The 24716-nt window shown below is 44.7% G+C and carries 23 protein-coding genes, 1 other RNA gene and 1 other annotated feature; of the genes, 4 read left to right on the forward strand and 20 right to left on the reverse strand.

Annotated elements, in window-relative coordinates:
- Positions 1–11: 11 nt before the first annotated feature.
- The 4 genes from G4407_RS04680 to G4407_RS04695 all read right to left on the reverse strand — a co-directional run bounded on the left by G4407_RS04680 (position 12) and on the right by G4407_RS04695 (position 5073).
- A complete protein-coding gene (locus G4407_RS04680) occupies positions 12–509 on the reverse strand; it encodes a tRNA (cytidine(34)-2'-O)-methyltransferase (protein WP_117557510.1) in 498 nt (165 codons plus the stop codon).
- A complete protein-coding gene (locus G4407_RS04685) occupies positions 502–1512 on the reverse strand; it encodes an AIR synthase-related protein (protein ID WP_173687948.1) in 1011 nt (336 codons plus the stop codon). Before G4407_RS04685 ends, G4407_RS04680 begins: the two co-directional genes overlap by 8 nt.
- Positions 1513–1565: 53 nt before the next feature.
- Positions 1566–3074 carry a VanW family protein gene (locus G4407_RS04690; protein WP_173687949.1) on the reverse strand — a complete coding sequence of 503 codons (1509 nt, stop codon included), beginning with the start codon at positions 3072–3074 and terminating at the stop codon, positions 1566–1568.
- 226 nt (positions 3075–3300) lie between these two features.
- On the reverse strand, positions 3301–5073 hold the full coding sequence (locus tag G4407_RS04695; RefSeq protein WP_173687950.1) for a B12-binding domain-containing radical SAM protein: 1773 nt from the start codon (positions 5071–5073) through the stop codon (positions 3301–3303).
- A 136-nt stretch (positions 5074–5209) separates the two neighbouring features.
- Here G4407_RS04695 and ffs point away from each other — a divergent pair.
- An RNA gene (gene ffs, locus G4407_RS04700) (signal recognition particle sRNA large type) lies at positions 5210–5473 on the forward strand.
- Between the two features lie 84 nt (positions 5474–5557).
- Here ffs and tadA read toward each other — a convergent pair.
- The 3 genes from tadA to G4407_RS04715 all read right to left on the reverse strand — a co-directional run bounded on the left by tadA (position 5558) and on the right by G4407_RS04715 (position 8180).
- A complete protein-coding gene (gene tadA / locus G4407_RS04705; protein ID WP_173687951.1) occupies positions 5558–6079 on the reverse strand; it encodes a tRNA adenosine(34) deaminase TadA in 522 nt (173 codons plus the stop codon).
- Positions 6003–6905 carry a hypothetical protein gene (locus G4407_RS04710; protein WP_173687952.1) on the reverse strand — a complete coding sequence of 301 codons (903 nt, stop codon included), beginning with the start codon at positions 6903–6905 and terminating at the stop codon, positions 6003–6005. The genes tadA and G4407_RS04710 overlap by 77 nt, the downstream gene beginning before the upstream one ends.
- A gap of 120 nt (positions 6906–7025) precedes the next feature.
- On the reverse strand, positions 7026–8180 hold the full coding sequence (locus G4407_RS04715) for a hypothetical protein (RefSeq protein ID WP_173687953.1): 1155 nt from the start codon (positions 8178–8180) through the stop codon (positions 7026–7028).
- Positions 8181–8483: 303 nt separating this feature from the next.
- Between G4407_RS04715 and G4407_RS04720 the strand changes: the two genes are divergently transcribed.
- A complete protein-coding gene (locus G4407_RS04720) occupies positions 8484–8822 on the forward strand; it encodes a P-II family nitrogen regulator (protein WP_173687954.1) in 339 nt (112 codons plus the stop codon).
- Positions 8823–8946: 124 nt separating this feature from the next.
- On the forward strand, positions 8947–10197 hold the full coding sequence (locus G4407_RS04725) for an ammonium transporter (RefSeq protein WP_173687955.1): 1251 nt from the start codon (positions 8947–8949) through the stop codon (positions 10195–10197).
- Between the two features lie 284 nt (positions 10198–10481).
- Here G4407_RS04725 and G4407_RS04730 read toward each other — a convergent pair whose 3' ends face one another.
- From G4407_RS04730 to proS, 13 genes are all read right to left on the reverse strand, one after another.
- Positions 10482–12524 (reverse strand): glycoside hydrolase family 13 protein, encoded by a 2043-nt coding sequence (locus G4407_RS04730; RefSeq protein ID WP_173687956.1) that lies wholly within the window; start codon positions 12522–12524, stop codon positions 10482–10484.
- Positions 12525–12534: 10 nt separating this feature from the next.
- Complete coding sequence (gene ftsH / locus G4407_RS04735; protein ID WP_173687957.1) at positions 12535–14352, reverse strand: ATP-dependent zinc metalloprotease FtsH; 1818 nt, start codon at positions 14350–14352, stop codon at positions 12535–12537.
- A gap of 19 nt (positions 14353–14371) precedes the next feature.
- Complete coding sequence (gene hpt / locus G4407_RS04740) at positions 14372–14893, reverse strand: hypoxanthine phosphoribosyltransferase (protein WP_117557526.1); 522 nt, start codon at positions 14891–14893, stop codon at positions 14372–14374.
- Positions 14838–16286, reverse strand: a complete 1449-nt coding sequence (gene tilS, locus G4407_RS04745; protein WP_173687958.1) for a tRNA lysidine(34) synthetase TilS — start codon at positions 16284–16286, stop codon at positions 14838–14840. The genes hpt and tilS overlap by 56 nt, the downstream gene beginning before the upstream one ends.
- Before the next feature lie 19 nt (positions 16287–16305).
- Positions 16306–17724, reverse strand: a complete 1419-nt coding sequence (locus G4407_RS04750; protein ID WP_173687959.1) for a SpoIIE family protein phosphatase — start codon at positions 17722–17724, stop codon at positions 16306–16308.
- Between the two features lie 72 nt (positions 17725–17796).
- Positions 17797–18120, reverse strand: coding sequence for an FtsB family cell division protein (locus G4407_RS04755; RefSeq protein ID WP_008370019.1), 324 nt, complete (start codon positions 18118–18120; stop codon positions 17797–17799).
- An 84-nt stretch (positions 18121–18204) separates the two neighbouring features.
- The gene (gene yabQ, locus G4407_RS04760; protein ID WP_173687960.1) at positions 18205–18549 is read right to left on the reverse strand and encodes a spore cortex biosynthesis protein YabQ; all 345 of its coding nucleotides are present in this window, start codon (positions 18547–18549) and stop codon (positions 18205–18207) included.
- 10 nt (positions 18550–18559) lie between these two features.
- Entirely contained in the window at positions 18560–18850 is a 291-nt protein-coding gene (gene yabP / locus G4407_RS04765) for a sporulation protein YabP (protein WP_008370015.1), read from the reverse strand.
- Between the two features lie 121 nt (positions 18851–18971).
- Positions 18972–19211 (reverse strand): RNA-binding S4 domain-containing protein, encoded by a 240-nt coding sequence (locus G4407_RS04770; RefSeq protein WP_022220222.1) that lies wholly within the window; start codon positions 19209–19211, stop codon positions 18972–18974.
- 78 nt (positions 19212–19289) lie between these two features.
- On the reverse strand, positions 19290–19565 hold the full coding sequence (locus tag G4407_RS04775; protein ID WP_117557536.1) for an HU family DNA-binding protein: 276 nt from the start codon (positions 19563–19565) through the stop codon (positions 19290–19292).
- 172 nt (positions 19566–19737) lie between these two features.
- Positions 19738–20733 (reverse strand): CotS family spore coat protein, encoded by a 996-nt coding sequence (locus G4407_RS04780; RefSeq protein ID WP_173687961.1) that lies wholly within the window; start codon positions 20731–20733, stop codon positions 19738–19740.
- A 77-nt stretch (positions 20734–20810) separates the two neighbouring features.
- Complete coding sequence (locus tag G4407_RS04785) at positions 20811–22139, reverse strand: CCA tRNA nucleotidyltransferase (protein ID WP_173687962.1); 1329 nt, start codon at positions 22137–22139, stop codon at positions 20811–20813.
- Between the two features lie 12 nt (positions 22140–22151).
- Entirely contained in the window at positions 22152–23597 is a 1446-nt protein-coding gene (gene proS, locus G4407_RS04790) for a proline--tRNA ligase (protein ID WP_173687963.1), read from the reverse strand.
- 90 nt (positions 23598–23687) lie between these two features.
- Positions 23688–23889 (reverse strand) — a binding site (T-box leader).
- A gap of 118 nt (positions 23890–24007) precedes the next feature.
- Here proS and G4407_RS04795 point away from each other — a divergent pair.
- Positions 24008–24700 carry an RluA family pseudouridine synthase gene (locus G4407_RS04795; RefSeq protein ID WP_179963100.1) on the forward strand — a complete coding sequence of 231 codons (693 nt, stop codon included), beginning with the start codon at positions 24008–24010 and terminating at the stop codon, positions 24698–24700.
- Positions 24701–24716 lie beyond the last annotated feature (16 nt).

Raw genomic sequence — 24716 nt, forward strand, 5'->3', positions numbered from 1 at the left:
GCAGCACTTTTTTATTCATCCCATTCCAGTCTGTGGAGATGTCCTTCTGTATTCATTCCGGCAAACCCATTCTGCCGGAGTGCTTCATATAACACGATCGCAACCGAATTTCCAAGATTCAGCGAACGGATATCTCCGATCATCGGAATCCGGATGCTGTCTTCCTTGTGGTGGCAGAGGATTTCTTCCGGAATCCCTGCACTTTCTTTTCCGAACATGATATAGCAGTCCGGTTCATATTTAACATCCGTATAAAGATTCGGTGATTTTGTAGTTGCCATGTAAATCTTCGCTCCCGGATTCTTTTCCATAAAATCCCGGTAATCAATATAAGTTGTCACATCCAGATGTTCCCAGTAATCCATCCCTGCCCGTTTCAGGTTCTTTTCATTTAACCGGAAACCAAGTGGCTCGATCAGATGAAGTCGGGTATTCGTCGCCACACAGGTCCTTCCGATATTTCCGGTATTTGCCGGGATTTCCGGTTCAAAAAGTACAATATTAAGCATTTGCATTCTCCTTCATTTCGTAAATTCGTGCCAATTCGTCCGGTGCCGGTCTGTCGAGAAATCTTTTTTCTCCCCCACCCCAGATGATCCGCTCGTTTCCTTCTGTCGTGTGTCCGATGATCTCTGCCGGAATACCTTCCCTTTTCAGTCTTTCCTTTAGTTCTTCACCCTTCGGTGTCACCATAAGAACCGCTCCTGTACTGGTAAGCTGATAAGGATTCAGATGAAATACTTCACAGACTTCTATCGTTTCCTGACGTACCGTCATTTTCTTCATCTCTACTGAAAGTCCAATTCCTGCACCTTCTGCCATATCCCAAAGTGCTGCAAGAATCCCTCCTTCTCCGATCGGATGCATCGCTGACACCCCGTTCCGACCGGCAATCTCCATTGCCCTGTCACTGAAAATTTCATCTCTCATATCTTCCAGCTTATTTAAGAATCCCGGCGCAAACCGCTCTGCCAGAGCCGCCCCTTCTTCCCGCATGATCCGTAAGGTTCCTTCCATACCAACCCATTTAACCAGGACTATCTCTTCTCCTGCTTTTGCCGATCTGCTCGCAAGCAGCTGTTCTTTTTTTGCCTCACCGTGTGCTGTTACATGAACAATACTCGTCTGGATCCCATTTACACTTTGCGCATCCGCAAAGAAAATCCTGAGACTTTTTTCTTTACATATCTCCGAAATCTCCATCATCATCGCTTTTAATCTGGACTCATAGGCAAACGTCGGAAGCATGATCCGTACACTGATTCCATATGCCCTCGCCCCTCTTGAAGCCAGCTGATTCACCACCTGCGCTATGGCAAATACACCAAGATCTTTTTCATTTCCGGCTAACGAAACATCTGTTGCGATCGTAAGCCGCTCTTCATTTTCATCTGCCACATAACAGGTTTCTTCCTGTGATGGTTTTAAAAGAGCTGTATCTTCTATATTATCCTGTATCTGTTTTAAAACTGAACGCCGATAGACAGTCTGTGACACTCTTCCTGCTTTCATATCTTTATCCTCTTTCTCTCCTGCCATTTTTTGTGGCAGATTCCTGCTTTTTATTACTTCAGAGTAGATGCCTTGCTGATCGCCGCATCGATCTTCTCCTGATCCTGTGTTGCAATTGCTTCTTTCACCAGTTTCGTTGCCTCTGCATTATCTGATTTTGTACCGACTTTCACAGTAACATCTGAAGTCTGATAAGTACTGTTATTGATTACTTCCCGACTGACTTCTTCTCCGTTTTCATAAGTAACTTTCCAGAGTCTTGCTGTACTTCCGTCCATTCCGGTTCCTTCTGTTTCCTGTGAGCCGACTGCGCTTTCCGTATCTTCTACATATTTTGTCGTATACTTTGTCGTTTCCAGTGTCTCACTCTCAAATTCTACAGAATGTCCCGCATCTCTGGTATCTTTTCCGTAAATATAAAAGCCAAGCTGGTTGTTACCGTCAATATAACCTTCAATCAGAATTGGTGTATCATAATTATTAACAAATTTAAAATCACTGATTCCTTCCGCTATCATTGCATCCCTTGATGGTTCTACATAGCTGACACTCATGGAATGCGGTGCGCGCTGGGTGACCTCCAGTTCCGCATAAAGAACCGCATTATAAAGCGTCGTCGATACCTGACACAGTCCGCCTCCGATACTTTCTACAATCTGTCCGTTCTCATAGGCACTTCCTGCCACATAGCCATTCTCTTCTGTGTAAGGAAGTGTGGCCTGTTCCACCGAAAATTCTTCTCCCGGCATAACAACAGTTCCGTTGATCAGTTCTGCTGCACGTCTCAGGTTCTGCACACGATCTCCCCATCCGGCGTTTGTTGTATAAGAGCCAAGCTCATCCTGCAGAGACTCCAGATCTGTCTTTTTAATCGTCGGCTTTTCCGTATCCAGCTTTAACTCGACTTCTGCGTCCTCGTAATTCCATTTTTTATTCATGAAGTTCTTAATCTTCTTCACAGATTTATCTACATCAACCGTATAACCTTCTGCTTCATCTGTCAGATTAAATCCGCTTCCATTATAGGATGCCGATGCATTGACCGCTTTCTGTTCCAGCGGAACCGCACGTTCCTGGATCAGCTCTCTGAGTTTTGCTTCATCAACTTTAAAGCTTTCATCTATAACATATTTCTTCTTATTCAAATTATGTATCTTCCGATAGCGGTTCCAGATGCTTCCATTTTTTCCGTATCCGACCGCCTTTTCTGCAAGCTTATCAATATTTTCTACTTCCGCTCCCATTTCCTCGATTGACACATCTGCGCCCTGATCTTTTACCTTCAGTACAAGCTGCTTATTCCGATAATCTCCAAGTGTATTGTTTACCGCTTTCACTGCCTCTTCCTTGGTCATCCCGGATACATCTGTCTTCCCAATAAAAACATTTTTGCAGATATGCTCCTCATCCACCTTGCTCACATACCGCCATAATGTGAACTGAATCACGGAGAAAATAATTACGATGGCTGCAATAACCGTAATCCCTACATGCAGATTTCTCTGCCGGATACGCTTTTGTGCCTTTTTACTTAACTGTCTCTTTTTCTTTTGTGCCGCCATCAAAAAATCCTCCTGATGTTATATGATATATGGAATAATTGATGTTGCTACCATTGCAACAATCACAACAAGAATAATCACTGCCGCTATCTTACGTGTCTGTTTTGGATTAAACACTTTTTTCACCTCAAATCACACATTTGTTTTCATTCTATACTTTTTCATTTCTTTTTTCAAGATATCCCTTGGTACTGTCAGTTGCCTTTGCTGCCGAATCACTGTTCCTCTACCGGGATCCCTCCTGTTTACATAATTCCCGGATTTCCTCTGTAACACGAAACACCTTTGCCTGATGATCCAGCGGGTTCCGGTTCTGGTAGTCAAACAGAAGCACACATTCTTCCTCTTTCATATCCCCCAGAACATCATAAGAAAACCTCTCGATATGCGTCATTTTTCTAAGCTGCCGCTTCTCCATATTTTCATAATTTTCCAAATAACGCCTCTCTTCATCCTCACGGTCATAGAACAGACGGAACTCTTCTTTGGAAATCCGCTCATCGCCTGCAAATAACGGACGGCTCTTTGCATTCTCTCTCAGATAAAAGTCCAGTGTCAGAAGCTGCTTATACGCCTCACATCTTTCTGCATCATAAAACCTTGCAAAATCATACAGGATCTCATATCTTGCCGTGCGTGCATGACTTAAGGTATCCAGCCCATTTTCTTCATAATACTCTGCCAGCTTTTCAAAAAGCGTAAATGGTCTTTTAAATTGTCGGATCAGATAAGGAAGCGTGTAACAGAACTGCCTGCTGTTATAGTAAGTCTCCACCATTTCCTCGATCCCTTTCAGGCGCAGGGTATCCTCATATGGAAGCCACTTTGTATACAAAACTTCATACGGTGGCATTCCTTTATAAACCAGTCCGTAGTCGTCTTTCTTCTCTTCCATATAAGAACCCTTCAGCACTTTCAGAAAACCAAGCTGCAGCTGCTCCGGTTCCAGTGCATAAACATCATCAAAGGATTTTCCAAAGCTTTCATAATCTTCATACGGCAGTCCTGCGATCAGATCCAGGTGCTGATGTACATTACCATAAGAATTGATTCTCCTTACCACTTCTGCAACCTGTTCAAATTTCATTGTCCGGTGAATCTCACGTATCGTATCCAGGTTGGTAGACTGCACACCGATTTCCAGCTGGATCAGCCCTGGCCGCATGGTTTTTATCAATTCCATTTCTTCTTCATTCAAAAGGTCTGCCGCAACCTCAAAATGGAAATTGGTAATGCCGTTATCATGCTCTTTGATATAACGCCAGACTGTCATGGCGTGACCATGTTTGCAGTTAAATGTACGGTCTACAAATTTAACCTGAGGTACTTTATGATCGATAAAAAACTGCAGTTCTTTTTTTACCAGTTCCAGATCACGGAACCGCAGACACTTATCTATAGAAGAAAGACAATAACTGCACGAAAACGGACATCCGCGGCTTGTCTCATAATAAATAATCTTATGTTCAAAAAGCTCCATATTCTCATATACAAACGGAACCTTACTCAGATCCATGGTCTTGCGCCATTCATTTTCCACAATCTGCCCGGTCTGTTCCCGGTAAACGATTCCTTTCATATTCTGAAGTCCGTCCGCTGTCTTGTTCTGGTAAAAGTGTAAAAGATCGCAGAAAGTCTGCTCCCCTTCTCCTTTCATGACGCCATCCACTTCTGGCAGACGCTCCAGCACCTTTACTCCATCATAAGACACCTCCGGTCCGCCTATCCAGATGATGATCTGCGGCATCACCTTCTTGATCTCCCTGCAGATTTCTTCAATATAAGTAAGATTCCAGATATAGCAGGACAGACAGAGCATGTCTGGCTTCCTTTTGTAAATATCCCGCAGAATCTCATCGAGCTGCTGATTGATCGTATATTCCCCAATACTGATCTCATCTGACGTATCACCATACTTTTCTGCATATGCTTTCAGACAATAGACTGCCAGATTGGAATGTATATATTTCGCATTGACTGCACCTAAAAGTACTTTCATATCGTTTCCTTTCCGTTTCCAAAAAGTTTTATCTTTAGTATCATACTCCATTTTCAGATTGGCGTAAACTAAAATGATAAAATAAAATCTCCTCAGATACATTGACATTTTCACAAAAACACGGTAAAATAATGTTCTGTGCAGCCGGGGTGCTAGCGGTACCCTGTACCTACAATCCGCTATAGTGGGGGTGATGCTGTGCCGAGGGCTTTACTTGTCAAAGCTGCCTCTGGTTTGTGGCGTTGAGATTTGGGTCTTACGCGGCGAGACTCTGTGAACCGTGTCAGGTCGGGAACGAAGCAGCACTAAGCAGAACCTCTCGGGTGCCGTAAGGTAGCCTGGGTTGAGTTTACAGCCAGAGTAACGTTTGGTAGGCTTTAGTTCGACGCACAGCGCACAGAAAAAAGGAAATTACAAAAGCTACGGATTTTGCTTCCGTAGCTTTTTTTCACGCAAGAGAGCCTGCCTTTGACAGGTTCTTCGATTAATGGTTTTCTTCCGGCATATTTGTTGATTCCTGTTCTTTCTTTTTCATCTTCTGCTTCTTGCGCAGTTCCTTGAAAAAGCTCTTCATCATCTGTGAGCATTCTTCTTCCAGAACTCCTGTCGTAAGCTCTGCCTGATGATTAAACGCTTCCACCTGTAGAAGATTCAGGATAGAACCGGCACATCCCGCTTTCGGATTCATACATCCAACAACCACTCGTGGAATCCTTGCCTGTACAATGGCTCCGGAGCACATCTGACATGGTTCCAGCGTCACATACAAGGTGCATTCTTCCAGACGCCAGTCGCCCATTACCTTACTTGCCTTTTTGATCGCAGTAATTTCTGCATGTGCAAGGGGATTCTTATCTGTTGTCCGCCTGTTGTATCCTCGTCCGATAATTTTTCCCTGATATACGATCACACAACCAATCGGCACTTCCTCAATCTTCCATGCTTTTTTCGCCTGACGGATCGCTTCCTTCATGTATTTTTCGTCTTCGGTCAATATCTGCCGCATCTTCCTTCTCCTTTATTTCTTTTCGAATCACTGCCCCTACCGGTCTGCACCAGTAACCGAAATGTTCTTCATCTTCAATTTCATATTCTTCCAGATCCAGTTCACCATCAGACGGCTTCATGAACTGATTGAATCCGAATGCTCCTGCCGCCCGCTGCTCACCCGGAAAATAAAGTCCCGGAACCCCAATCCAGCATTTCCCTTCTTTTTCAAATGATACCAGATGATGGTAATTATAATATCCATGGAGAAGAAAATGATTATTCGCAAGCTTCCATTCCTTTCGCGGAAGTCCGGCAATCTCCTGTCGGGTGATCTTATAGATGATATCCTTTGTGGTTTTTGGTGGTAAATCTGAATTTGCGTTCTGAGAGTTTCTTTCTTCCGGCACATTTGGATTGCTTTTCGATTTCCTAACTGCATCTGTGTTTTTATCTTCCGTAATCATCCTGCTAACATCTACCGGTCTCGCCTCATCCCAGACTGCTCCGTAATATCCTGCATCCGCTCCGTTTCCAGTCCGAAGGATCATTCCACCAATCTTGCCAAACTGTCCATCTCCTCCCACATCGTCTGTCGTATAAATCAGCTTGTAGCCAAATGCCGCCTGTGCGCCTCTGATCTCTCCCATCCGGATTCCAATACACTTGCCATCCTCTTCATAAAAGAGATATATTTCCAGTGTACGTCCTCCTGCCACCGGAAATCCTCTCCCATAAATCTGGATTTCCGCTGTATCTGTCTGTTCAAGAACCTTCACAAATCCTGTATTTCTTGTCCTTTTTCCATTCTGATATTCATATAAGTACCGGATAAATCTTTTCATAATCTAGCACCTGCACCTTCCTTCTAACTGCCTGTTCTAAACTATTCTGACTTTCCGGTAAAAATTACCATTTTTAAAAAATCAGAGCGGAATCTTCCGCTCTGACAAATAACTCGGTGATTAATCCAGATAAATCGGTGGCTCGTAGTCTTTTCCCATCGTAGCTTTCTTTCGCTCTTCTACCCCAAGGAACGCCCACTCTGTCATATCTGTCCACTTGTGATCTTTCCGGTCATATACCTGTACATAACCGATTCTGTGTGGATGCATACGCACACTGTTTGTCCGATACTCATGTCCGGTATATGGGTTCACATCTCCATTTACCAGATCTTCATCAATATCCTCCCGACGCTTGATCGGCTGGAAATCCTGCGGCCATCCGGAAGATTTCTTTTCCTTTTTCGGAGTGATCAGCTTTGTGAGCTTTGAAAACGGAGAATGCTTCTCCTCGTGAACCTCTTCCGCTGCCGGTTCTTCTGTCTGGTCAGCTTCTGCCTGGTTCTCTTCATCAGCCGGCTGCTCCTGATATGCTGCTTCCGCATCCACTGGCTGTTCTGTACAAGCTGGCTGTTCCTCATATACAGTATCGTCTGCCTGCACTTCCGCTATATCTGCAGTTTCTTCCGTATAAACTGGTTCGGAAACCTCTTCTGGAATTACTTCTTCAGCTGCTTCAAGAACTTCTTCCGGTTCTGTGTATGGCTCTGCTTCTTCTGTCGGAACCTCCTCTTCCAAAGCTTCTGTCGCCACAGTATCTTCTGAATCTGCAGCATCTTCTGCCTCTTCAGATTCTTCATATACTTCCTGAGTCTCTGCTTCTTCTGCAACCGGCTCTGCCGCATCCAGTTCCAGTTCCATCTGTACCGCTTCTTCCTCTGGTTCCGCACCGGTCTCCTCGAGCATATCTACAAACTCGCCAACCGTAATATCACGTTCTACACTCTTCTTTGCCTCTTCTTTCGCAGCTTTTCTTTCCTTTTTCGCTGCAAGCTTCTCAAGCTCTCTTCCGGTCGCCATCTCATCTTCATCAGAATCTGCTTTCTCTGAATCCGCATTTCCCAGAATACTGAGCTGGAACGGGCATCCAAGAATGTCTGCGATCATACGCATATCCTGCTCCTGAAAATTATCTCTGCCAAGCCGCTGTGTCAGATTCTGACGGGACATCTTTTTCCCGGTTCTTGCTTCGATTTCTTCCGCAAGCTCTTTAATCGTCATATCTTTTCTGCTTAAAACAATTTTTACCTGCTCCCCGAATGTGAGACTAATCATGTATTTTTCCTCCTTTTCTCCCCGTATAAATATATCTTCTTTCTAAATACAGACTTATTGCTTTGTTAACTTAAATCTTTCTTGATAAAGGAATCTTTTTCACTTATCTTTTATTCTAGCAAATGACATTTTATCCGTCAACACCTAATAAATGCGCCATTTTTTTTGTATTTTTTCAAAAAATAATTTGACAAATCAAAATCAGTCGCTATAATAAAGCGTATCAAGAACGAAGGCGTTCCCACTTATGAAGGGAGCGCCTTTTTTGTTCTTTCTTTTAGAATGAGAAGGAGGGAATCAGTTATGAAAAAACTAGAAATCGTTATCCAGCCGGAAAAACTGGAAGCCCTGAAGGCAATCCTGGACGCTTCCAATGCCAGCGGTGTTATGATCAGTAACATTATGGGATATGGTAATCAGAAAGGACACAAGAAAATTTACCGCGGTGCTGAGTACAGCGTAAATCTTCTTCCTAAGATTAAAGTAGAAACTGTTGTTGATCCGGAGGTTGCAGAACCTCTGATCCAGAAGATTGTCGAAGAGATCAAAACCGGCGCTTACGGCGATGGTAAGATTTTCGTTTATGAAGTACAGGATGCAGTAAGAATCCGTACAGGCGAACGTGGATCTGCTGCTCTTTAGCCAAAAAATATATGTGAATCAAAATAGTGTTGAATATTGTTATCAAAGAGGATAACTGCAAATGAACTGCCTGTAGATCATTCATTGCAGCTATCCTTTTTATTTGAAATGGAGGATGTTAAATATGGGATTATCTGATTTAATTGCAGGCGGAATGGATGCAACCGCCGCCACTGAACTACTGTTAAATGTCGTCTGGACAATTGTCGGCGCAACGCTTGTTTACTTTATGCAGGCTGGTTTCGCAATGTGTGAAGCCGGTTTCACACGCGCCAAAAATACTGGAAACATTCTTATGAAAAATATGATGGACTTCGTACTTGGAAGTTTGTTCTTCTTTATCTTCGGATTTGCCATCATGCACGGAACAGACTGGAACGGAATCATCGGTGTCAAAGGATTTTTTAATCCGACAACACTTGCCGATGCCGACGGACTCTTTAACGGACTTCCGATCGGAGTCTTCCTCATTTTCCATACTGTATTCTGTGCTACAGCCGCTACCATCGTATCCGGTTCCATGGCAGAACGTACAAAGTTCCTTGCTTACTTATTATATAGTGCAGCGATCAGTATTTTCATCTACCCGGTAACAGGTCACTGGATCTGGGGCGGTGGCTGGCTCTCCCAGATGGGATTCCACGATTTTGCCGGTTCCACAGCAGTCCACATGGTTGGTGGTATCTGCGCACTTGTAGGTGCCAAAATCCTTGGACCTCGTATCGGAAAATATGATAAAGAAGGAAATGTCCGTGCAATTCCGGGACACAACCTTTCTATTGCCGCACTCGGTGTATTTATCCTCTGGTTCTGCTGGTTCGGTTTCAACTGCGGCTCTACCACAGCAGCTTCCACAAACCTTGGTGATATCGCAATGACAACCAACCTTGCCGCTGCTGCCGCAACACTTGCAACACTCGTTGTAACCTGGATCCGCTACGGAAAACCAGATGTGTCCATGACATTCAACGGTTCCCTCGCTGGACTTGTAGCAATCACCGCCGGATGCGACACCGTCAGCAACTACTCCGCAATCATCATCGGACTCATCGCCGGCGTTCTCGTCGTATTCTCCGTAGAATTCTTCGACAAAGTAGCCAAGATCGATGACCCGGTAGGTGCGATCAGTGTCCACGGCGTATGCGGTTTCACAGGAAGTATCCTCGTCGGAGTCTTCTCCCCGGAATACACCTTCAAAACCCAGGTAATCGGTGTCCTTTCAACCGTAGCCTACGTCCTCGTAATGGCAATCATCGTATTCACCATCATCGATAAAACCGTAGGTCTCCGCGTCACCAAAGAAGAAGAACTCGACGGCCTCGATATCCACGAACACGGCTGCTCAGCTTATGCAGACTTTAACTTTCGTTTATAGCCGGGCGAAGTAAGAAAAAAAGATATAGCCACTGGAATGCTCGCATTTCAGTGGCTATATCTTTTTTTCTTAGTGAGCGGCTACGCGACTGAGGAAAGTCGTCAGACTTTCCGAGGTCTCGCCCGGCGGATGTCTTGAACTACCTTCATTATTCAACAGCCACTGAAACTCTTCCATTTCAGTGGCTATATCTTTTTTTCTTAGTGAGCGGCTACGCGACTGAGGAAAGTCGCCAGACTTTCCGAGGTCTCGCCCGGCGGATGTCTTAAACTGCCTTCATCATTCTACCACTTCTTATTCTTCAACACGATTGCTGATTTCTTACCCATCATCAGTGATATATTTCCATCTTTCACAATATACTCTTCAAACTCACCAATATATCCATCTTCATAAGAATACATCACTCGCGCCATATTATGCCCTTCGGCAACTTCTGCCTGCCATACCGGAACTCTTACTTCCTTCAGATGATCTGAATTATTGATAATAACCACGATCTGCTCATTCCCCCAGAATCTTCCGTAAGCCAGAAGATCCGGCTCCGCTTTCAGCATCTTGATCGAACCCTTTCTGAGAGCCAGAGACTTTCTGTGGATCTGGATCATCTCACGGTAGAAATTGATCAGATCCCGTTTTTCTCTTCCCCACGGATAAGTTCTCCGGTTATCCGGATCCGTGAAACCACAAAGCCCTGCTTCATCTCCATAATAAAGGGTCGGTGCTCCCGGCCAGGTCATCTGCATGATGATCGCTTCCCGCATAACTGCAAGGCTTACCCCTTCTTCTGCCGCACGCGATCCAAGCTGTCCCACACGGCCAACCTTGTGGTTGGTACGCGTCAGGAAACGGGAATGGTCATGGTTTGACAACTGATTCATCGCCGTCTGAAGTGACGGTGTCATCATATTTGCCATATGATGCTTCATCGCATTCACAAAATTGTCTGCATTTCCGAGAAGATCACCGCGATATTCATCACTGTGCTTCTCCATCCCGGTCAGGAACCAGGTGACCGGCTCCATAAATGCATCGTAATTCATAACGCTGTCCCATTCATCGCCCTGCAGCCAGTCACTTGGATCTCCATAGTGCTCGGCAAGGATCAGTGCATGTGGATTTGCTTCTTTTACTGCCTTACGGAATTTCTTCCAGAATTCATGATTATACTCATTGCTTCTTCCAAGGTCTGCTGCAACATCCAGTCTCCATCCGTCTACATTATACGGCGGTGAAACCCATTTCTTTGCGATACCAAGAACATACTCTTCCAGCTCTTTTGAATCTTCATAATTCAGCTTTGGCAGCGTATCGTGTCCCCACCAGCCGTCATAGCTTCCATTGCCCGGCCATTCATTCTCCCCGGTGCGGTGGAATAGGAAATAATTCCGGTACGGACTCTTTGGTGACACAAAAGCACCTACTTCGTAACCATCGGCGCTCTCGTAGATCAGCTCTCTGTCCAACCATTTATTGAAAGAACCACAATGGTTGAATACGCCGTCAATAATGATTCGCATTCCCCTCTTATGGAGTTCTTCTACCAGCTTGATGAACAGCCGGTTACTTGCTTCCAGATTCTCTTTTCTGGTGGTTCTTGTCCGGTAACGGTCCGCATGGATATTGTTATTTTCTCCCGGAGCCAGGAGCCTTCCTTCATCGACTTTAATTTTACCGACATGCGGATCAATATAATCGTAATCCTGTGTGTCATATTTATGATTAGATGGTGATACAAATAGTGGATTACAATAGACAACTTCTACTCCAAGTCCATGCAGGTAATCCAGTTTATCAATGATCCCCTGGATATCTCCTCCGTAAAATTCCCGTACATCCATCGGCTGCGGATCCCGGTACCAGTCATCTACATGATGAACCTGCTCTCCAATATAAAAGTACTCTCCCGTCTGTACATCATTATCCGGGTCGCCGTTACAGAAGCGGTCTGTATAAATCTGATACATGACCGCTCCTTTTGCCCAATCCGGTGCCGTAAAGCCCGGCACGATTTTAAAATCATAATAATCCACAAGTTTGCTCTCTGCTCCCCACTTATTATAGTAGCAGATCTCATTTCCTGATCTGATCTTAAAATGATACCGGAATGGTTTATCTTCTAATTTGTATTTCACTTCATAAAAGTCAAACGCCTTATTTGAGATTACTTTGTTCATTGGAATGCATAGTTCGCGGTTTTCCAGATAGACTTCATCTACATCGTGAGCTGCTGTACGGAACCACAACTGAAGTTCATCTCCTGCCTCCGGTTCCGGCGGACTCACATACGCCTCTGTTCCATCACAAAACAATGCTTCTTTTTTCATAATCTAGCCTCTATTCTTCAAATAATGCTTCAAATTCTTCTCTTGTAATCTTCTCTTTTTCAAGAAGCAGATCTGCGCATTTATAAAGAACATCTTCGTGCTCTTTAATAATAGTCTTTGCACGGTCATAACATTCATCAATGATCCGCTTCACTTCACTGTCGATCGTTGTGGCAACCTGTTCACCATAACCTCTGGATGTATGACCAAAATCTCTTCCGATAAATACTTCATCATTATCATCCCCATAGCTTACAAGACCAAGTGCTTCCGACATACCGAACTTCGTTACCATGGATTTGGCGTATGCTGTTGCCTGCTTGATATCCTGGGATGCCCCGGTTGTAATATCATCAAAGATCAGCTCTTCTGCCACACGTCCACCGAGTGATACGGTAATATCCTGCAACATCTTTCCTTTAGTATTGAACATCTCATCCTTTTCAGGAAGCGGCATCGTATATCCGGCTGCCCCGACACCGGTAGGAATGATCGACACGCTGTACACCGGCCCTACATCCGGAAGTACATGGAATAAGATGGCATGTCCTGCTTCATGGAATGCAGTGATCTTCTTCTCTTTATCCGAGATCACACGGCTCTTCTTCTCTGCACCGATTCCGACTTTTACAAATGCTCTGCGGATATCATCCTGCTGCAGATACACTCTTCCATCCTTTGCTGCAAGGATCGCAGCCTCATTCAGAAGATTTTCCAGATCAGCTCCGGTAAATCCTGCCGTTGTTCTCGCAACCTGTTCCAGATCCACATCATCTCCGAGCGGTTTGCCCTTGGCATGAACCTGAAGGATTTCCAGACGTCCCTTCACATCCGGTCTGCCGACCATGACTTTACGGTCAAAACGTCCCGGTCTTAAGATCGCCGGATCAAGAATATCGACACGGTTGGTTGCTGCAAGCACGATGATTCCTTCGTTCGCGCCAAAACCATCCATCTCTACGAGGAGCTGGTTCAGCGTCTGCTCTCTCTCATCATGTCCGCCGCCCATACCGGTTCCACGACGTCTTGCCACGGCATCGATCTCATCGATAAAAATAATACAAGGTGCATTTTTCTTGGCATCCTCGAAAAGATCTCTTACACGGGATGCTCCGACACCGACAAACATCTCCACAAAATCAGAACCTGAAATGGTAAAGAACGGGACACCTGCTTCTCCCGCAATTGCTCTTGCAAGAAGTGTCTTACCTGTTCCCGGAGGTCCTTCAAGAAGGACACCTTTCGGGATTCTGGCTCCTACCTGCGTATATTTTCCAGGGCTCTTGAGGAAATCCACGATCTCTGCAAGCTCTTCCTTTTCTTCCTGCAGTCCGGCAACCTGTGCAAACGTCACATGGTTTTCTTCCTGCGTGCTCATCTTCGCTCTGCTCTTTCCGAAATTCATCGCTTTTGCATTTGATCCGCCCTGACGATTCATCATCATCACAACAAATACCATGATGCCTGCCATCAATATGATCGGAACCAGTGTTGTTGACATCCAGCTGTCCTGCGGGACATTGTCCACACTGTAGGAAATGTCATAAGATTCAAGCAGATCCTCTGCACTGTTCACATCGGATACATGAAGCTGTTCGATGTCATCATTCTTCAGCCGGATCTTCAGTGTCCCGGTCGGTGCGACTTTGTTCTGCTTGATCTCTACACTTTCTACCTTCTCTTTTTTCAGATCTTTCTGAAAATCCTGATACGTGTATGCTGTCTGCTGCACACCCGACTGGCTCATAAACCAGTACACACCTGCCAGCACTAGAACACAGAGCAGAATCGAAAGTCCACTGATTCCTCTTGTCTTATTATTATTCAAAACCTGCTCCTTCCACCTGTTACATCTCTACAATTCCGATGTACGGTAAGTTTCTATATTTTTGTGCATAGTCCAGACCGAATCCTACCACAAATTCGTCCGGAATATTAAATCCGACATAATCTACATGTACGTCGCGCACACGACGATCCGGTTTGTCAAGAAGTGTACAAAGCTTCATGCTCTTCGGTCCTCTCTTCCGAAGGATGTCAAGCAGATAATAAAGAGTACGTCCTGAATCTACGATATCCTCAACAACAATTACGTCTTTTCCTTCCAGAGACTCATCCAGATCTTTTGCGATCTTAACAATTCCACTGGACTGGGTTCCGTCACCATAGCTGCTGACACTCATAAAGTCCATTGTTACCGGCACCGTAATCCTTTTTGCCAGTTCACACATAAAAAACACTCCACCCTTTAAAACACAGATCAGATGAACCTGCTTTCCCGCATATTCTTCACTGATCTTTTTCCCAAGTTCTTCAATTCTGGCATTTACTTCTTCTTCCGGAATTAACATTTTCACTTTCTCGGCCATTTAAAGTACCTCCATTTATCGTAATTTCTAATATTTTTGTTGTCTGCTCTGTCACCTGGTATGCCTTGCTCTGCCGGCAGCCCACAATCCATAAAATCTCGTTTCCCTCTGCGATCAGAGGAATTCCGGCACGTTCTGCCGCTGGTATTTTTTTATTGATAAAATAGGATTTCAGCTTCTGCCTTCCTCCGCTTTCATCAATTACAATAAAATCGCCAGCCCTTCTGGTGCGTACAGCGACACTCTGTTTTATTATACCATAATCAAACCATTTCGTGTACGTTTTTTTCGGGATCTGGCATCTGCATTCTTCTTTTCCAAAAATACGGTAAGAAATTTCCCATTTCCCGTAAGTTATCTTTCCCGAAACCTGCTGCAGATCCAGAGTTTTCTCTTCTTCTGCCAATTCCGGACTCTTCTTTTTCCGCTTCAGTTCAATCCCTTCATAGGTTCTGCATGCGCAGACCTCATAAGGAAGATCCAGTCTTTTTCCTACCTGCTTTTCAAACAATCCCTCCAGTTTTTCTATATGAACCTGCTCCAGATCTTTTTCATGTCCTGCCACCAGTGCCAATGCTTTCCGGAGAATCATTTTCCGGATCAGCCGTTCCTGTCTGTGATATGCCTCTGCATGGATGCAGATCTTTTCTCCATTTCGGGCAGTACATATCTGATATGCACTTTCCGTCTGCCGTTCCATATAATCCCAGATCTCCCTGAGCTGATCCATAGACCGGTTCATATGCTCCACAGTTTTTTCATTGATATTTTCTTTAAAATACGGAATCACATGGTTACGGATGCGGTTTCGCATATATGCATCTTCCATATTTGTCGCATCAATGCAGTAAGGCATCTCCCGTCCCTTCAGATAATCCTCGATCTCTTTTCTCCCCACGCAAAGAAGCGGCCGTATATACATCCCGTTTACCGGATATATACCGCCGAGCCCCCGAAGTCCGCTGCCGCGGGCAAGATGCAGGAAAAATGTCTCTGCATTGTCATCCTGATGATGTGCCAGTGCGATTCTGGTTCCTCCCCATTCTTCCGCTGCCTGCTCAAATATTTTCCTTCGTGCAGTCCTTCCCGCCTCTTCTTCTGACATCCTGTATTCCACTGCCATTTTCGGAATATCCACCGATACACTTCTGCATGGGATTTCTTTTTTCTCACACAGTGTCTTTACAAATTCTTCATCAGCTTTTGCCTCTTCCCCACGGATCCCGTGATTCACGTGTACCGCAAGGATCTCAAATCCGATCTTTTTTCGCAGCTCTTCCAGTATCAGAAAAAGGCATACAGAATCTGCCCCTCCGGAAAGGCCAACAACAACTTTATCTCCTTTTTCAAGCATCTTCCACTGCCTGATATAGTTCTCTACTTTTTCTAACATGGTAAATTCCTCTCATCTTTTATCTACTGTAACACATCTTCCAGATTCCCGCTACAAGGACTGTCATATCATCTCCTGCTTTTCCGGCCGCCAGCTCCAGCACCTTATCCAGAATATAATTCGCCAGTTCCTCCGGATTCTCCAGCGGACTTCCCCCAATCATCAGATCCAGCAAATGCTCCTGCTCTCCTGCCGGAAGCGCATCCAGGATCCCGTCCGATACCATGACCACCACATCTCCGGATTCCAACTGTCTGGTTTCCTTTTCGCTTTGCTGTCTCTGGATCACACCCAGCGGAAGACTTTCCGAACGGATATGCTCCATCCCTTCTTTAGTTCGCAAAAATGTCTCTGCCGCTCCTGCTTTTACAAACTCACATTTTCCATTATAGAGATCAAAAATACTCATATCAACTGTAGAAAAGCGAACCTCTTCCCGTCCCATAACAAGAGCTGTATTGATCATGGAAAGTGCAGTTTCCACAGGAAATCCTGCTCCAAGAAGCTCTTCCAGCATTTCTACCAGCATCCCGCTTTCCTGTAGCGCCCTCTCACCAGATCCCATTCCGTCCGACAAAATTGCCGCCTCTTTTCCACCCGGAAGTGTCTTCATAAGAAAGCTGTCACCAGATATCTTTTGTCCGTTTTTTCCCATTTTTGCCACACCCTGCAGCACATAATATCCCGGTCCTTCCACACATACAATAGTTTCATACTCCTGTCCCAGAACCTGCCTCTCATTCTGAGCCGGGCACATCCTTCTCTTAGTACAGACTGATAAAAGCTCTGCCGCTTTTCTGGTTGGGATACAATTCCCCTTCTCACTTTTTACCGTTACATGAATCTCATATCTGCCATGCTCATCCACAAAAAAAACGGAACTCAGCATCCGGATCCCTGCCTTTTTGAAATGCTGTGCAACCTTTTTTGCAAGCGGCGGATCCGTAAAAATACTCGCATCCAGATCTCTCGTCACATGGCAGAGCATGTCCGCAAAAGAATCCAGCTGTGCCGCACATCCCTCACGGCTCTGTACCATCTTATTATTCCACACCAGAATCCTTTTTGCCTCCTGGAAAGTCTCCAGTGATTCTCGTAAAAACCGTGGTGCCTGAATGCACTCCCTCTGAAGATGCTGTTTCATCTCTTTATTCAGTTCTGCACCATATCCTTCAATCGTACACAAAAGATCATAAAAAAGCTGCCAGTGTTCTGCCTTCTTTCTCTCCAGACACTCTGATTTCCTGCTGCATCCTCTGCACACCTTTTCCGTAATCCGATCATACATTTCTGTCATTTCGTCGGGTGTAAAACACTGCTTTTTCGGCTCCATTTTCAGGAATCTGTCTGCCAGATGCCGAAGCGATACTGCCATCTTATCTGCCTGCGTTACATATGGACTTGTGATCACTTGCTCCTCTCTGTATTTAACCTCCATTTGCCACCACCCTCTAAATTTCTATGAACGAAAAAAGCTTCGGGATATTTTCTTCCCAAAGCTTTTCTTACGTTACTGCTGTGCGCGGAACAGAATCTCATTCTCCTTTACAAGTCCCAGCTTCTCTCTGGCAACTTCTTCGATGTATTCATCTGTTCCTACATATTTTTTCAGTTTATTAATTTCTTCTGAGCGTTCTTTTTCCGCATCGATCTGTGTCTGCAGTTCTTCTTCCTGCACCTTATATGCATCATTGCTCTTTTTGAGCGCCATCCCATGTACAATAACCATGCCGCATAATAATATAATAACTGCGGTAATCGCAACAATACTTCTTTTGTGCTTCTGAAGCCCGCTCCCCGGACGCTTTTTCCGGTTCTTCTTTAAGCTTCCCATCTAATCTATTCACCTTTCGCTATCAGTTGATCTTGTATAGCTTCTTACTACTAAACCCATTTATTCTTCTACAGTGTACCGTTTTTAACCAGATTTATCAACTCTTTTTACTTTTTTTTCACAAATTCGTGTAGAAATCTTCTTATAAGCTCTTACAAAGACAGCTGAAAGCAGCGCCATCCAGATTGCTCCGAGCGCAATCCCCAGTCCGATATACCACCGCAGAACACCATCACTCGTATGATAGATCTGCACAAAGGTATAAACAGAAATTCCTGCCCAGTAACAGGCATCCTCCAGATTGATCAGCCACAATCTGTGAGCAACCAGTCTGCGCAAAACCCTGATCCACAGATAGACTGCCACGATCAGGACACCGGTCAGGATTGCATAGCAGAAAACCCTGATCTCCGTTCCGATACCAGACATTTTTCTCCTCCTACCGAAACAGTTTTGACAACAGATTTTCTCCGGCTTTTGCTCCCGAATGGATATCCGAATAAGAAATATTGTCAATATTGCCTGCCAGGTCGACCTCCCCTTTTTCAAGATTCAGCCGGTTTACATGCATGTCCGTACCTTTTACCATCAGCATTCCCTGCTCTGTCTCAAGCAGAATCTCATTTAAATCAAAAGAAAGAACGTCCAGCACTCCCGTTACTGTACCTGTCTTCCGGTTATTGATAACCAGCCTGTGATTCTGAGGTTTTACCAGCTGTCTCTCTTCCATACAAATCCCAACCTTTCCTATACTGTCTTTCTAGTTATTGTATGAATAACATCCGGTAAATATGCCTCGGATCCGCTGTCGGAATGATCTCAAACCACATCTTTTCTGATGTTCCGGAGCATTAAAGATAACGGAATAAATCTGCCGCCTCTTCTTTTTTAGTCGTATCTCGCAGATCCAGAACCTCTGCCTTTACAGTCTTGGTTCCAAACTGGATCTCAATGATATCACCTTTTTTTACTTTCGTGGAAGCCTTCGCCACCGCCCCGTTGATCAGGACTCTTCCTGCATCACAGGCTTCATTTGCAACGGTGCGCCGTTTGATCAGGCGGGACACCTTTAAAAATTTATCAAGTCTCATTTTGATTTTCCCTTCCCGTAATACGAATAAAGCGCAGCCCTTTTCAGACTGCGCCATTTTTCAAAAATGTTTTACAAATTATGCATTAACAGCATCTTTTAAAGCTTTTCCTGCTTTGAATTTCGGAGCCTTGCAAGCTTCGATCTTCATAGTTTTTCCAGTCTGTGGATTTCTTCCTTCTCTTGCAGCTCTTTCGCTTACTTCGAAAGTTCCGAATCCTACTAACTGAACTTTTTCACCTTTTTTCATTTCTTCTGTAACAACATCAACAAATGCTTTTAATGCTTTTTCTGCATCTTTCTTTGAAATATCTGCCTGTTCTGCAACTGCAGCTACTAATTCTGTCTTGTTCATGACCTACGTCCTCCTGTAAAATATACTCCCGGAACACCCCGGCATTTTGTCTTTTTGCTAGGTTTATTCTGCGTATCCATGCGGTCTGACACGCCCCTTACCCTACATATGTTATATAGGTTTTTACCTTCTTTGTCAAGTCTAAACCCTTAAAATCTAAGAAAACTGAACGCTATATCTGAAACGCAAACAGATTCCGCAAAAACCGCTTTTTTTCTTCTGTCTGTGCGACAGAAAGTGAAAGTTTTTCGACATTTTTTGCAGGGATCCATGCCTTTCCTGAGTGGTAATAAGAATTGGTGATCTTCCAGAATTTTTCCGGATAAGCAAGACGGATTGCAAGGTAATCCCGTTCTTTTTTTCCAAGCTTATTCACCGAATCATACGCTCTCATCATCCGATATCCAAGCCGTTCATCATAATGATGCTTTTCCATACATTTGCGCAGGAAATAATACAGATCTTCCATCTGAACATCCCGGTGTGCATGTTCAAATCCCGTCACCGCCATGCCCTCCTGACAGACCAGAAGATTATGATAATTATAGTCTCCGTGGACCATATGATTTTCTGCCTCCGCTTCTTTAAAAACACTGTCCAGATCCATATTTTCCAGTATTTCCAGCACTCTGTCTGCCCAGAAATACATCTGGTCATATCCCTTTAAAAATGCAATCTCAAACGGGCTTTTCACACTTCTTCTGCAGACAAATTCCCGAACCTTTCTGAGTTCTCTGTTATGCCTTGCATACTCCTTGATCACCGGATTTTCTTCTCTTCCTGCAGATCCGTTTTCTTCCCCGGCCAGACGCATGCGCAGATGGATCCGGGCAAGATTTTCCGCACCGGCGATCAACTCATTTTCACGTCTGACATCACACTCACGTCCCTGAAACCATTTCTTTAAGATATAGCCTGTTCCGTCCTCGGCTTTACTGACATAAACATCCTCTTTATTAAGCAGAGGCGTATCCACGCACTCAAATCCATCCGCATTTAACTGCTCATATATTTTTGCAAGCGCGCAGATCCGACTCTCCTCCATGCGCGTCTCCTTCAAGAGGAGCAGCCCCTTATCTGTATCGCATAAAATAGCACCCCTTACTTTGTGGGTGCCGAATACTTCCATCTGATATTGTGTCAATACACTGATTCCATAATCTTTCATGGCTTCCCCCTGCCGCTTTGTTTTACCGGTCTTTCTAATGTATGCAGGGGGAGACTTAAGTCATGCATGATTTTTGATTATTCCAGCTCTTTTATTCTGGCAAGTAAATATTCCCGTGTATTTTTCTCCGGTTCCTCGATCACTTCCTGTAAAAGTGTCTGGAGTGTCTGACCAATTTTCGGTCCTTTTTCAATACCTGCCGCGATCAGATCCTGACCGTTTACCTTCAGTTCTTTTAAAGAAACACATTGCTTTTTCTTCAGAATCTCCTGGTAGCACTTCTCGATACCAGCCAGGTTTTCCAGCTTCTTATCACGCTGATAATCACTCTGCGCCAACGTATCAGCCATCCGTACCTTCATGTAATACGGGAACAGTTCCTCACTGATCCGGTTCATTGCACGGCGTACATGCTTCATCGTTGCAGGCATCCGGTCATCATGATACAGCACCAGCTTTGACACCTTACGCAGCGTATCATTATCGAATTTCAAACGATGCATGATCGACCTTGTGAGTTCTTCACTGACGTATGCATGCCCTTTAAAATGTGCCGTTCCGTCCGGATCGACCGTCTTTCGTGCCGGTTTCCCCGTATCGTGAAACAGCATTGTAAGACGCAGCACTTTATCTGCCGGAATGTTCATCAGCGCATGGATCGTATGCTCACCTACATTATAACAGTGATGCAAAGTTTCCTGTGTTGTTTCCATCATTGCATCGAATTCCGGGAGGATCACCTTTGTGATTCCAAGCTCATATGCATCCCGGATCTTTTCCGGATGATCGGAAACCAGAAGCTTTACAAGCTCTGTCTGGATACGTTCTGCACTGATATAGGAAAGATTTGGTGCAAGTTTTCTGATCGCCTGTCTGGTCTCTTCCTCGATCTCAAATCCAAGCTGTGCCGAAAAACGGATCGCCCTCAAAATCCGCAGGGCATCCTCCGAAAAACGTGCCTCAGCATTTCCCACACAGCGGATCACACCTTTTTTCAGATCCTCCATCCCATGAAACAGATCCACCAGTCCGTCCTGTTCATTGTACGCCATCGCATTGATCGTAAAATCCCTGCGCAGCAGATCCTCTGACAGGCTTCTGGTAAACTGCACTTTACTCGGATGCCGGTTGTCTTCGTATTTCCCGTCAATCCGGTATGTCGTCACTTCAAATCCTTCTCCATTTAAAAGCACCGTAATCGTTCCATGCTCGATTCCGGTGTCAAAAGTTCTGGCAAATAATGACTTTGTCTCTTCCGGTGCTGCCGATGTTGTGATATCCCAGTCACCCGGCACACGTCCGAGAAAAGAATCCCGGACGCAGCCGCCGACTGCATATGCCTCAAAGCCATGTTTTTGTAATGTAGTTATAATTCGATTCACCTTTTCAGGTAACTGAATTTTCATATACATTCGCTCCTAGTATGCTTTTCCAAAATAAACAACGTGTTTAGCCTGTTTGCCACAGAAAATACAGGTATCTCCATCTTTTACCTGATCCTCTTTGCAGATACAGCGAGTGGTTGCTCCACCTGTTGCTGCCTTGATCTCATCTTCACATTCTGCGCTTCCACACCATTTTGCTTTGATGAATCCACGTTTGGTGTTGAATTTTTCATTCATTTCATCCATGGTTTCAGCAAAATCAATGTGGCTGTCAAGGAATGCTTTTGCGCGGTCATACATATCCTTCTGGATTGTTTCAAGGATCTCGCCAAGTTTTGTCTCGATCTCATCTAAAGAAACAACGATCTTTTCTCTTGTATCACGACGCACAACAACAACCTGGTTCTGTTCGATATCTTTTGGTCCGATCTCGATACGTGTCGGGATACCAAGCATTTCCTGTTCGCTGAATTTCCATCCCGGGCTCTTCTCAGAATCATCAATCTTCACGCTGTAGCCAGCTTTTTTCAGCTTATCGGTCAGTTCATTTGCTTTTTCAAGAACGCCTTCCTTATGCTGTGCGATCGGAATGACTCTTGTCTGAACCGGTGCGATTCTCGGTGGAAGAACAAGTCCGCTGTCATCACCGTGAACCATGATCAGAGCTCCGATGATACGTGTAGAAAGTCCCCATGAAGTCTCATATACACTGTGAAGTTCATTGTTCTTATCCAGATATTTGATATCAAATGCATCCGGGAACGCATTTCCAAAGAAATGGCTGGTTGCAGACTGAAGTGCTTTTCCGTCATGCATCAGCGCTTCTACGGTGTAAGTATCCTGTGCACCGGCGAACTTCTCACTCTCTGTCTTCGGTCCTGATACGAACGGGATTGCAAGGGAATCACGAATCAGTTCCTGATAGACACGAAGCATGGTCAGTGTTCTCTGTTCTGCTTCTTCATAAGTTGCATGGATGGTGTGTCCTTCCTGCCATAAGAATTCTCTGGAACGGAGGAATGGTCTGGTTGTCTTCTCCCAGCGAAGTACAGAGCACCACTGATTCCATACCTTCGGAAGGTCACGGTAAGACTGTACGGTTCTTGCCCACAGGTCGCAGAACAGTGTCTCAGATGTCGGACGGATGCACATTGGTTCCTGAAGAGTTTCAAGACCACCCTTTGTTACCCATGCTACTTCCGGTGCGAATCCTTCAATATGATCGCTTTCCTTCTGAAGAAGGTTCTCCGGAATCAGCATTGGCAGGTATACATTTTCAACACCTGTCTCTTTAAATCTCTTATCGAGGTCTGCCTGGATCTTCTCCCAGATTGCATATCCGTTCGGAAGATAGTTCAGACATCCTTTTACACTTGAATAATCACAAAGCTTTGCTTCTCTTACAACGTCGGTATACCACTGTGCGAAATCTTCATCACGAGAGGTAATCGCCTGTACAAATTTCTTTTCCTTAGCCATTGATAAGTTCTCCTTCTCTTCATTTTTGATTTTATAAATAAGGTTATCATAACAGGGGAACACAAAAACCGCCGAATCTTTGCGCCCCTGACAAGGGACCGAAAATTCGGCGGTACCACCCTAATTAATCGTATTACGATTCACTTCATTACCCGTTAACGCCAGGCATACGCCACACTTTTCATGCGGAACTCCAAGGTCGGTTCTATAATTTCCATGCAGCTTCCTCCCACCAGCCGGAAGCCTCTCTGTGCCACTTTCATCATATACTAGTCCTCTTCATCGTCAAATCTCTTCGATTTACTATAGAGTTTAATTGAGATTTTCGGATTTGTCAACCCAATTGACAAGCCCTTTCCGTTATGTTTTAATCAAAGAAACAAAATTTTCGCATATGGGGAGGAATTATTTTGCAAACACCTGAAATTCTATATGAAGACGACCAGATTCTGGTCTGCCACAAACCTGCCGGTGTTCCCGTGCAGACAAAAAAGATCGGTACACAGGACATGGAGAGCATTCTGAAAAATTATCTGTTCATCCATTCTTCACATCATGCCGAACATAAGCCACCTTATCTTGCCGTGATCCACAGACTGGATCAACCGGTTTCCGGCATCCTGGTTTTTGCCCGCACACCTGCGGCTGCGAAAAATCTGAACCAGCAGTTACAGAACGATCGATTTGAAAAATACTACCAGGCTGTAGTATGTGGATCCCTTCCGGACTCCGGCACTCTGACTGATTATCTGGTAAAGGACGGCCGCACCAACACCTCCCGCATCTGCAGTAAAAATACACCCGGTGCCAAAAAAGCTGTCCTTTCGTATGAAATACTGGAAACTTCCGAAGTAACTGGCTTATCCGTTGTTCAGATCCATCTCGGAACCGGACGCCATCACCAGATCCGTGTCCAGATGGCAGGTGCAGGCGCACCACTCTGGGGTGACAACAAATATAACCCGGAATTTGTAAATAAAAGAGGATATTTCCCGATTGCACTGCGGGCTTTCCGGCTTTCTTTCTGCCATCCGACCACCGGAAAACGCATGGAATTTGAAGTCCCATGTAACTGGGAACAGTTGGAAACAAAAGCAGATTAGAATGGAGAATACAAAA

It is taken from the genome of Allocoprococcus comes, from assembly GCF_013300725.1.
Lineage (GTDB): Bacteria > Bacillota > Clostridia > Lachnospirales > Lachnospiraceae > Allocoprococcus > Allocoprococcus comes_A.

Bases quoted from the DNA above. Each gene is read 5' to 3' on its own strand.
- G4407_RS04755 (WP_008370019.1), bottom strand. From the start codon at position 18,120: ATGGGAAGCTTAAAGAAGAACCGGAAAAAGCGTCCGGGGAGCGGGCTT.
- hpt (WP_117557526.1), bottom strand. From the start codon at position 14,893: ATGGCCGAGAAAGTGAAAATGTTAATTCCGGAAGAAGAAGTAAATGCC.
- G4407_RS04720 (WP_173687954.1), top strand. From the start codon at position 8,484: ATGAAAAAACTAGAAATCGTTATCCAGCCGGAAAAACTGGAAGCCCTG.
- yabQ (WP_173687960.1), bottom strand. From the start codon at position 18,549: ATGTCTGGTATCGGAACGGAGATCAGGGTTTTCTGCTATGCAATCCTG.
- G4407_RS04785 (WP_173687962.1), bottom strand. From the start codon at position 22,139: ATGAAAATTCAGTTACCTGAAAAGGTGAATCGAATTATAACTACATTA.
- G4407_RS04770 (WP_022220222.1), bottom strand. From the start codon at position 19,211: ATGAGACTTGATAAATTTTTAAAGGTGTCCCGCCTGATCAAACGGCGC.
- proS (WP_173687963.1), bottom strand. From the start codon at position 23,597: ATGGCTAAGGAAAAGAAATTTGTACAGGCGATTACCTCTCGTGATGAA.
- G4407_RS04715 (WP_173687953.1), bottom strand. From the start codon at position 8,180: ATGATTAGTCTCACATTCGGGGAGCAGGTAAAAATTGTTTTAAGCAGA.
- G4407_RS04750 (WP_173687959.1), bottom strand. From the start codon at position 17,724: ATGGAGGTTAAATACAGAGAGGAGCAAGTGATCACAAGTCCATATGTA.
- G4407_RS04695 (WP_173687950.1), bottom strand. From the start codon at position 5,073: ATGAAAGTACTTTTAGGTGCAGTCAATGCGAAATATATACATTCCAAT.
- tilS (WP_173687958.1), bottom strand. From the start codon at position 16,286: ATGTTAGAAAAAGTAGAGAACTATATCAGGCAGTGGAAGATGCTTGAA.
- G4407_RS04725 (WP_173687955.1), top strand. From the start codon at position 8,947: ATGGGATTATCTGATTTAATTGCAGGCGGAATGGATGCAACCGCCGCC.
- G4407_RS04710 (WP_173687952.1), bottom strand. From the start codon at position 6,905: ATGAAAAGATTTATCCGGTACTTATATGAATATCAGAATGGAAAAAGG.
- G4407_RS04730 (WP_173687956.1), bottom strand. From the start codon at position 12,524: ATGAAAAAAGAAGCATTGTTTTGTGATGGAACAGAGGCGTATGTGAGT.
- G4407_RS04680 (WP_117557510.1), bottom strand. From the start codon at position 509: ATGCTTAATATTGTACTTTTTGAACCGGAAATCCCGGCAAATACCGGA.
- G4407_RS04775 (WP_117557536.1), bottom strand. From the start codon at position 19,565: ATGAACAAGACAGAATTAGTAGCTGCAGTTGCAGAACAGGCAGATATT.
- yabP (WP_008370015.1), bottom strand. From the start codon at position 18,850: ATGGAAGAGAGACAGCTGGTAAAACCTCAGAATCACAGGCTGGTTATC.
- G4407_RS04780 (WP_173687961.1), bottom strand. From the start codon at position 20,733: ATGAAAGATTATGGAATCAGTGTATTGACACAATATCAGATGGAAGTA.
- G4407_RS04685 (WP_173687948.1), bottom strand. From the start codon at position 1,512: ATGAAAGCAGGAAGAGTGTCACAGACTGTCTATCGGCGTTCAGTTTTA.
- G4407_RS04690 (WP_173687949.1), bottom strand. From the start codon at position 3,074: ATGGCGGCACAAAAGAAAAAGAGACAGTTAAGTAAAAAGGCACAAAAG.
- tadA (WP_173687951.1), bottom strand. From the start codon at position 6,079: ATGCGGCAGATATTGACCGAAGACGAAAAATACATGAAGGAAGCGATC.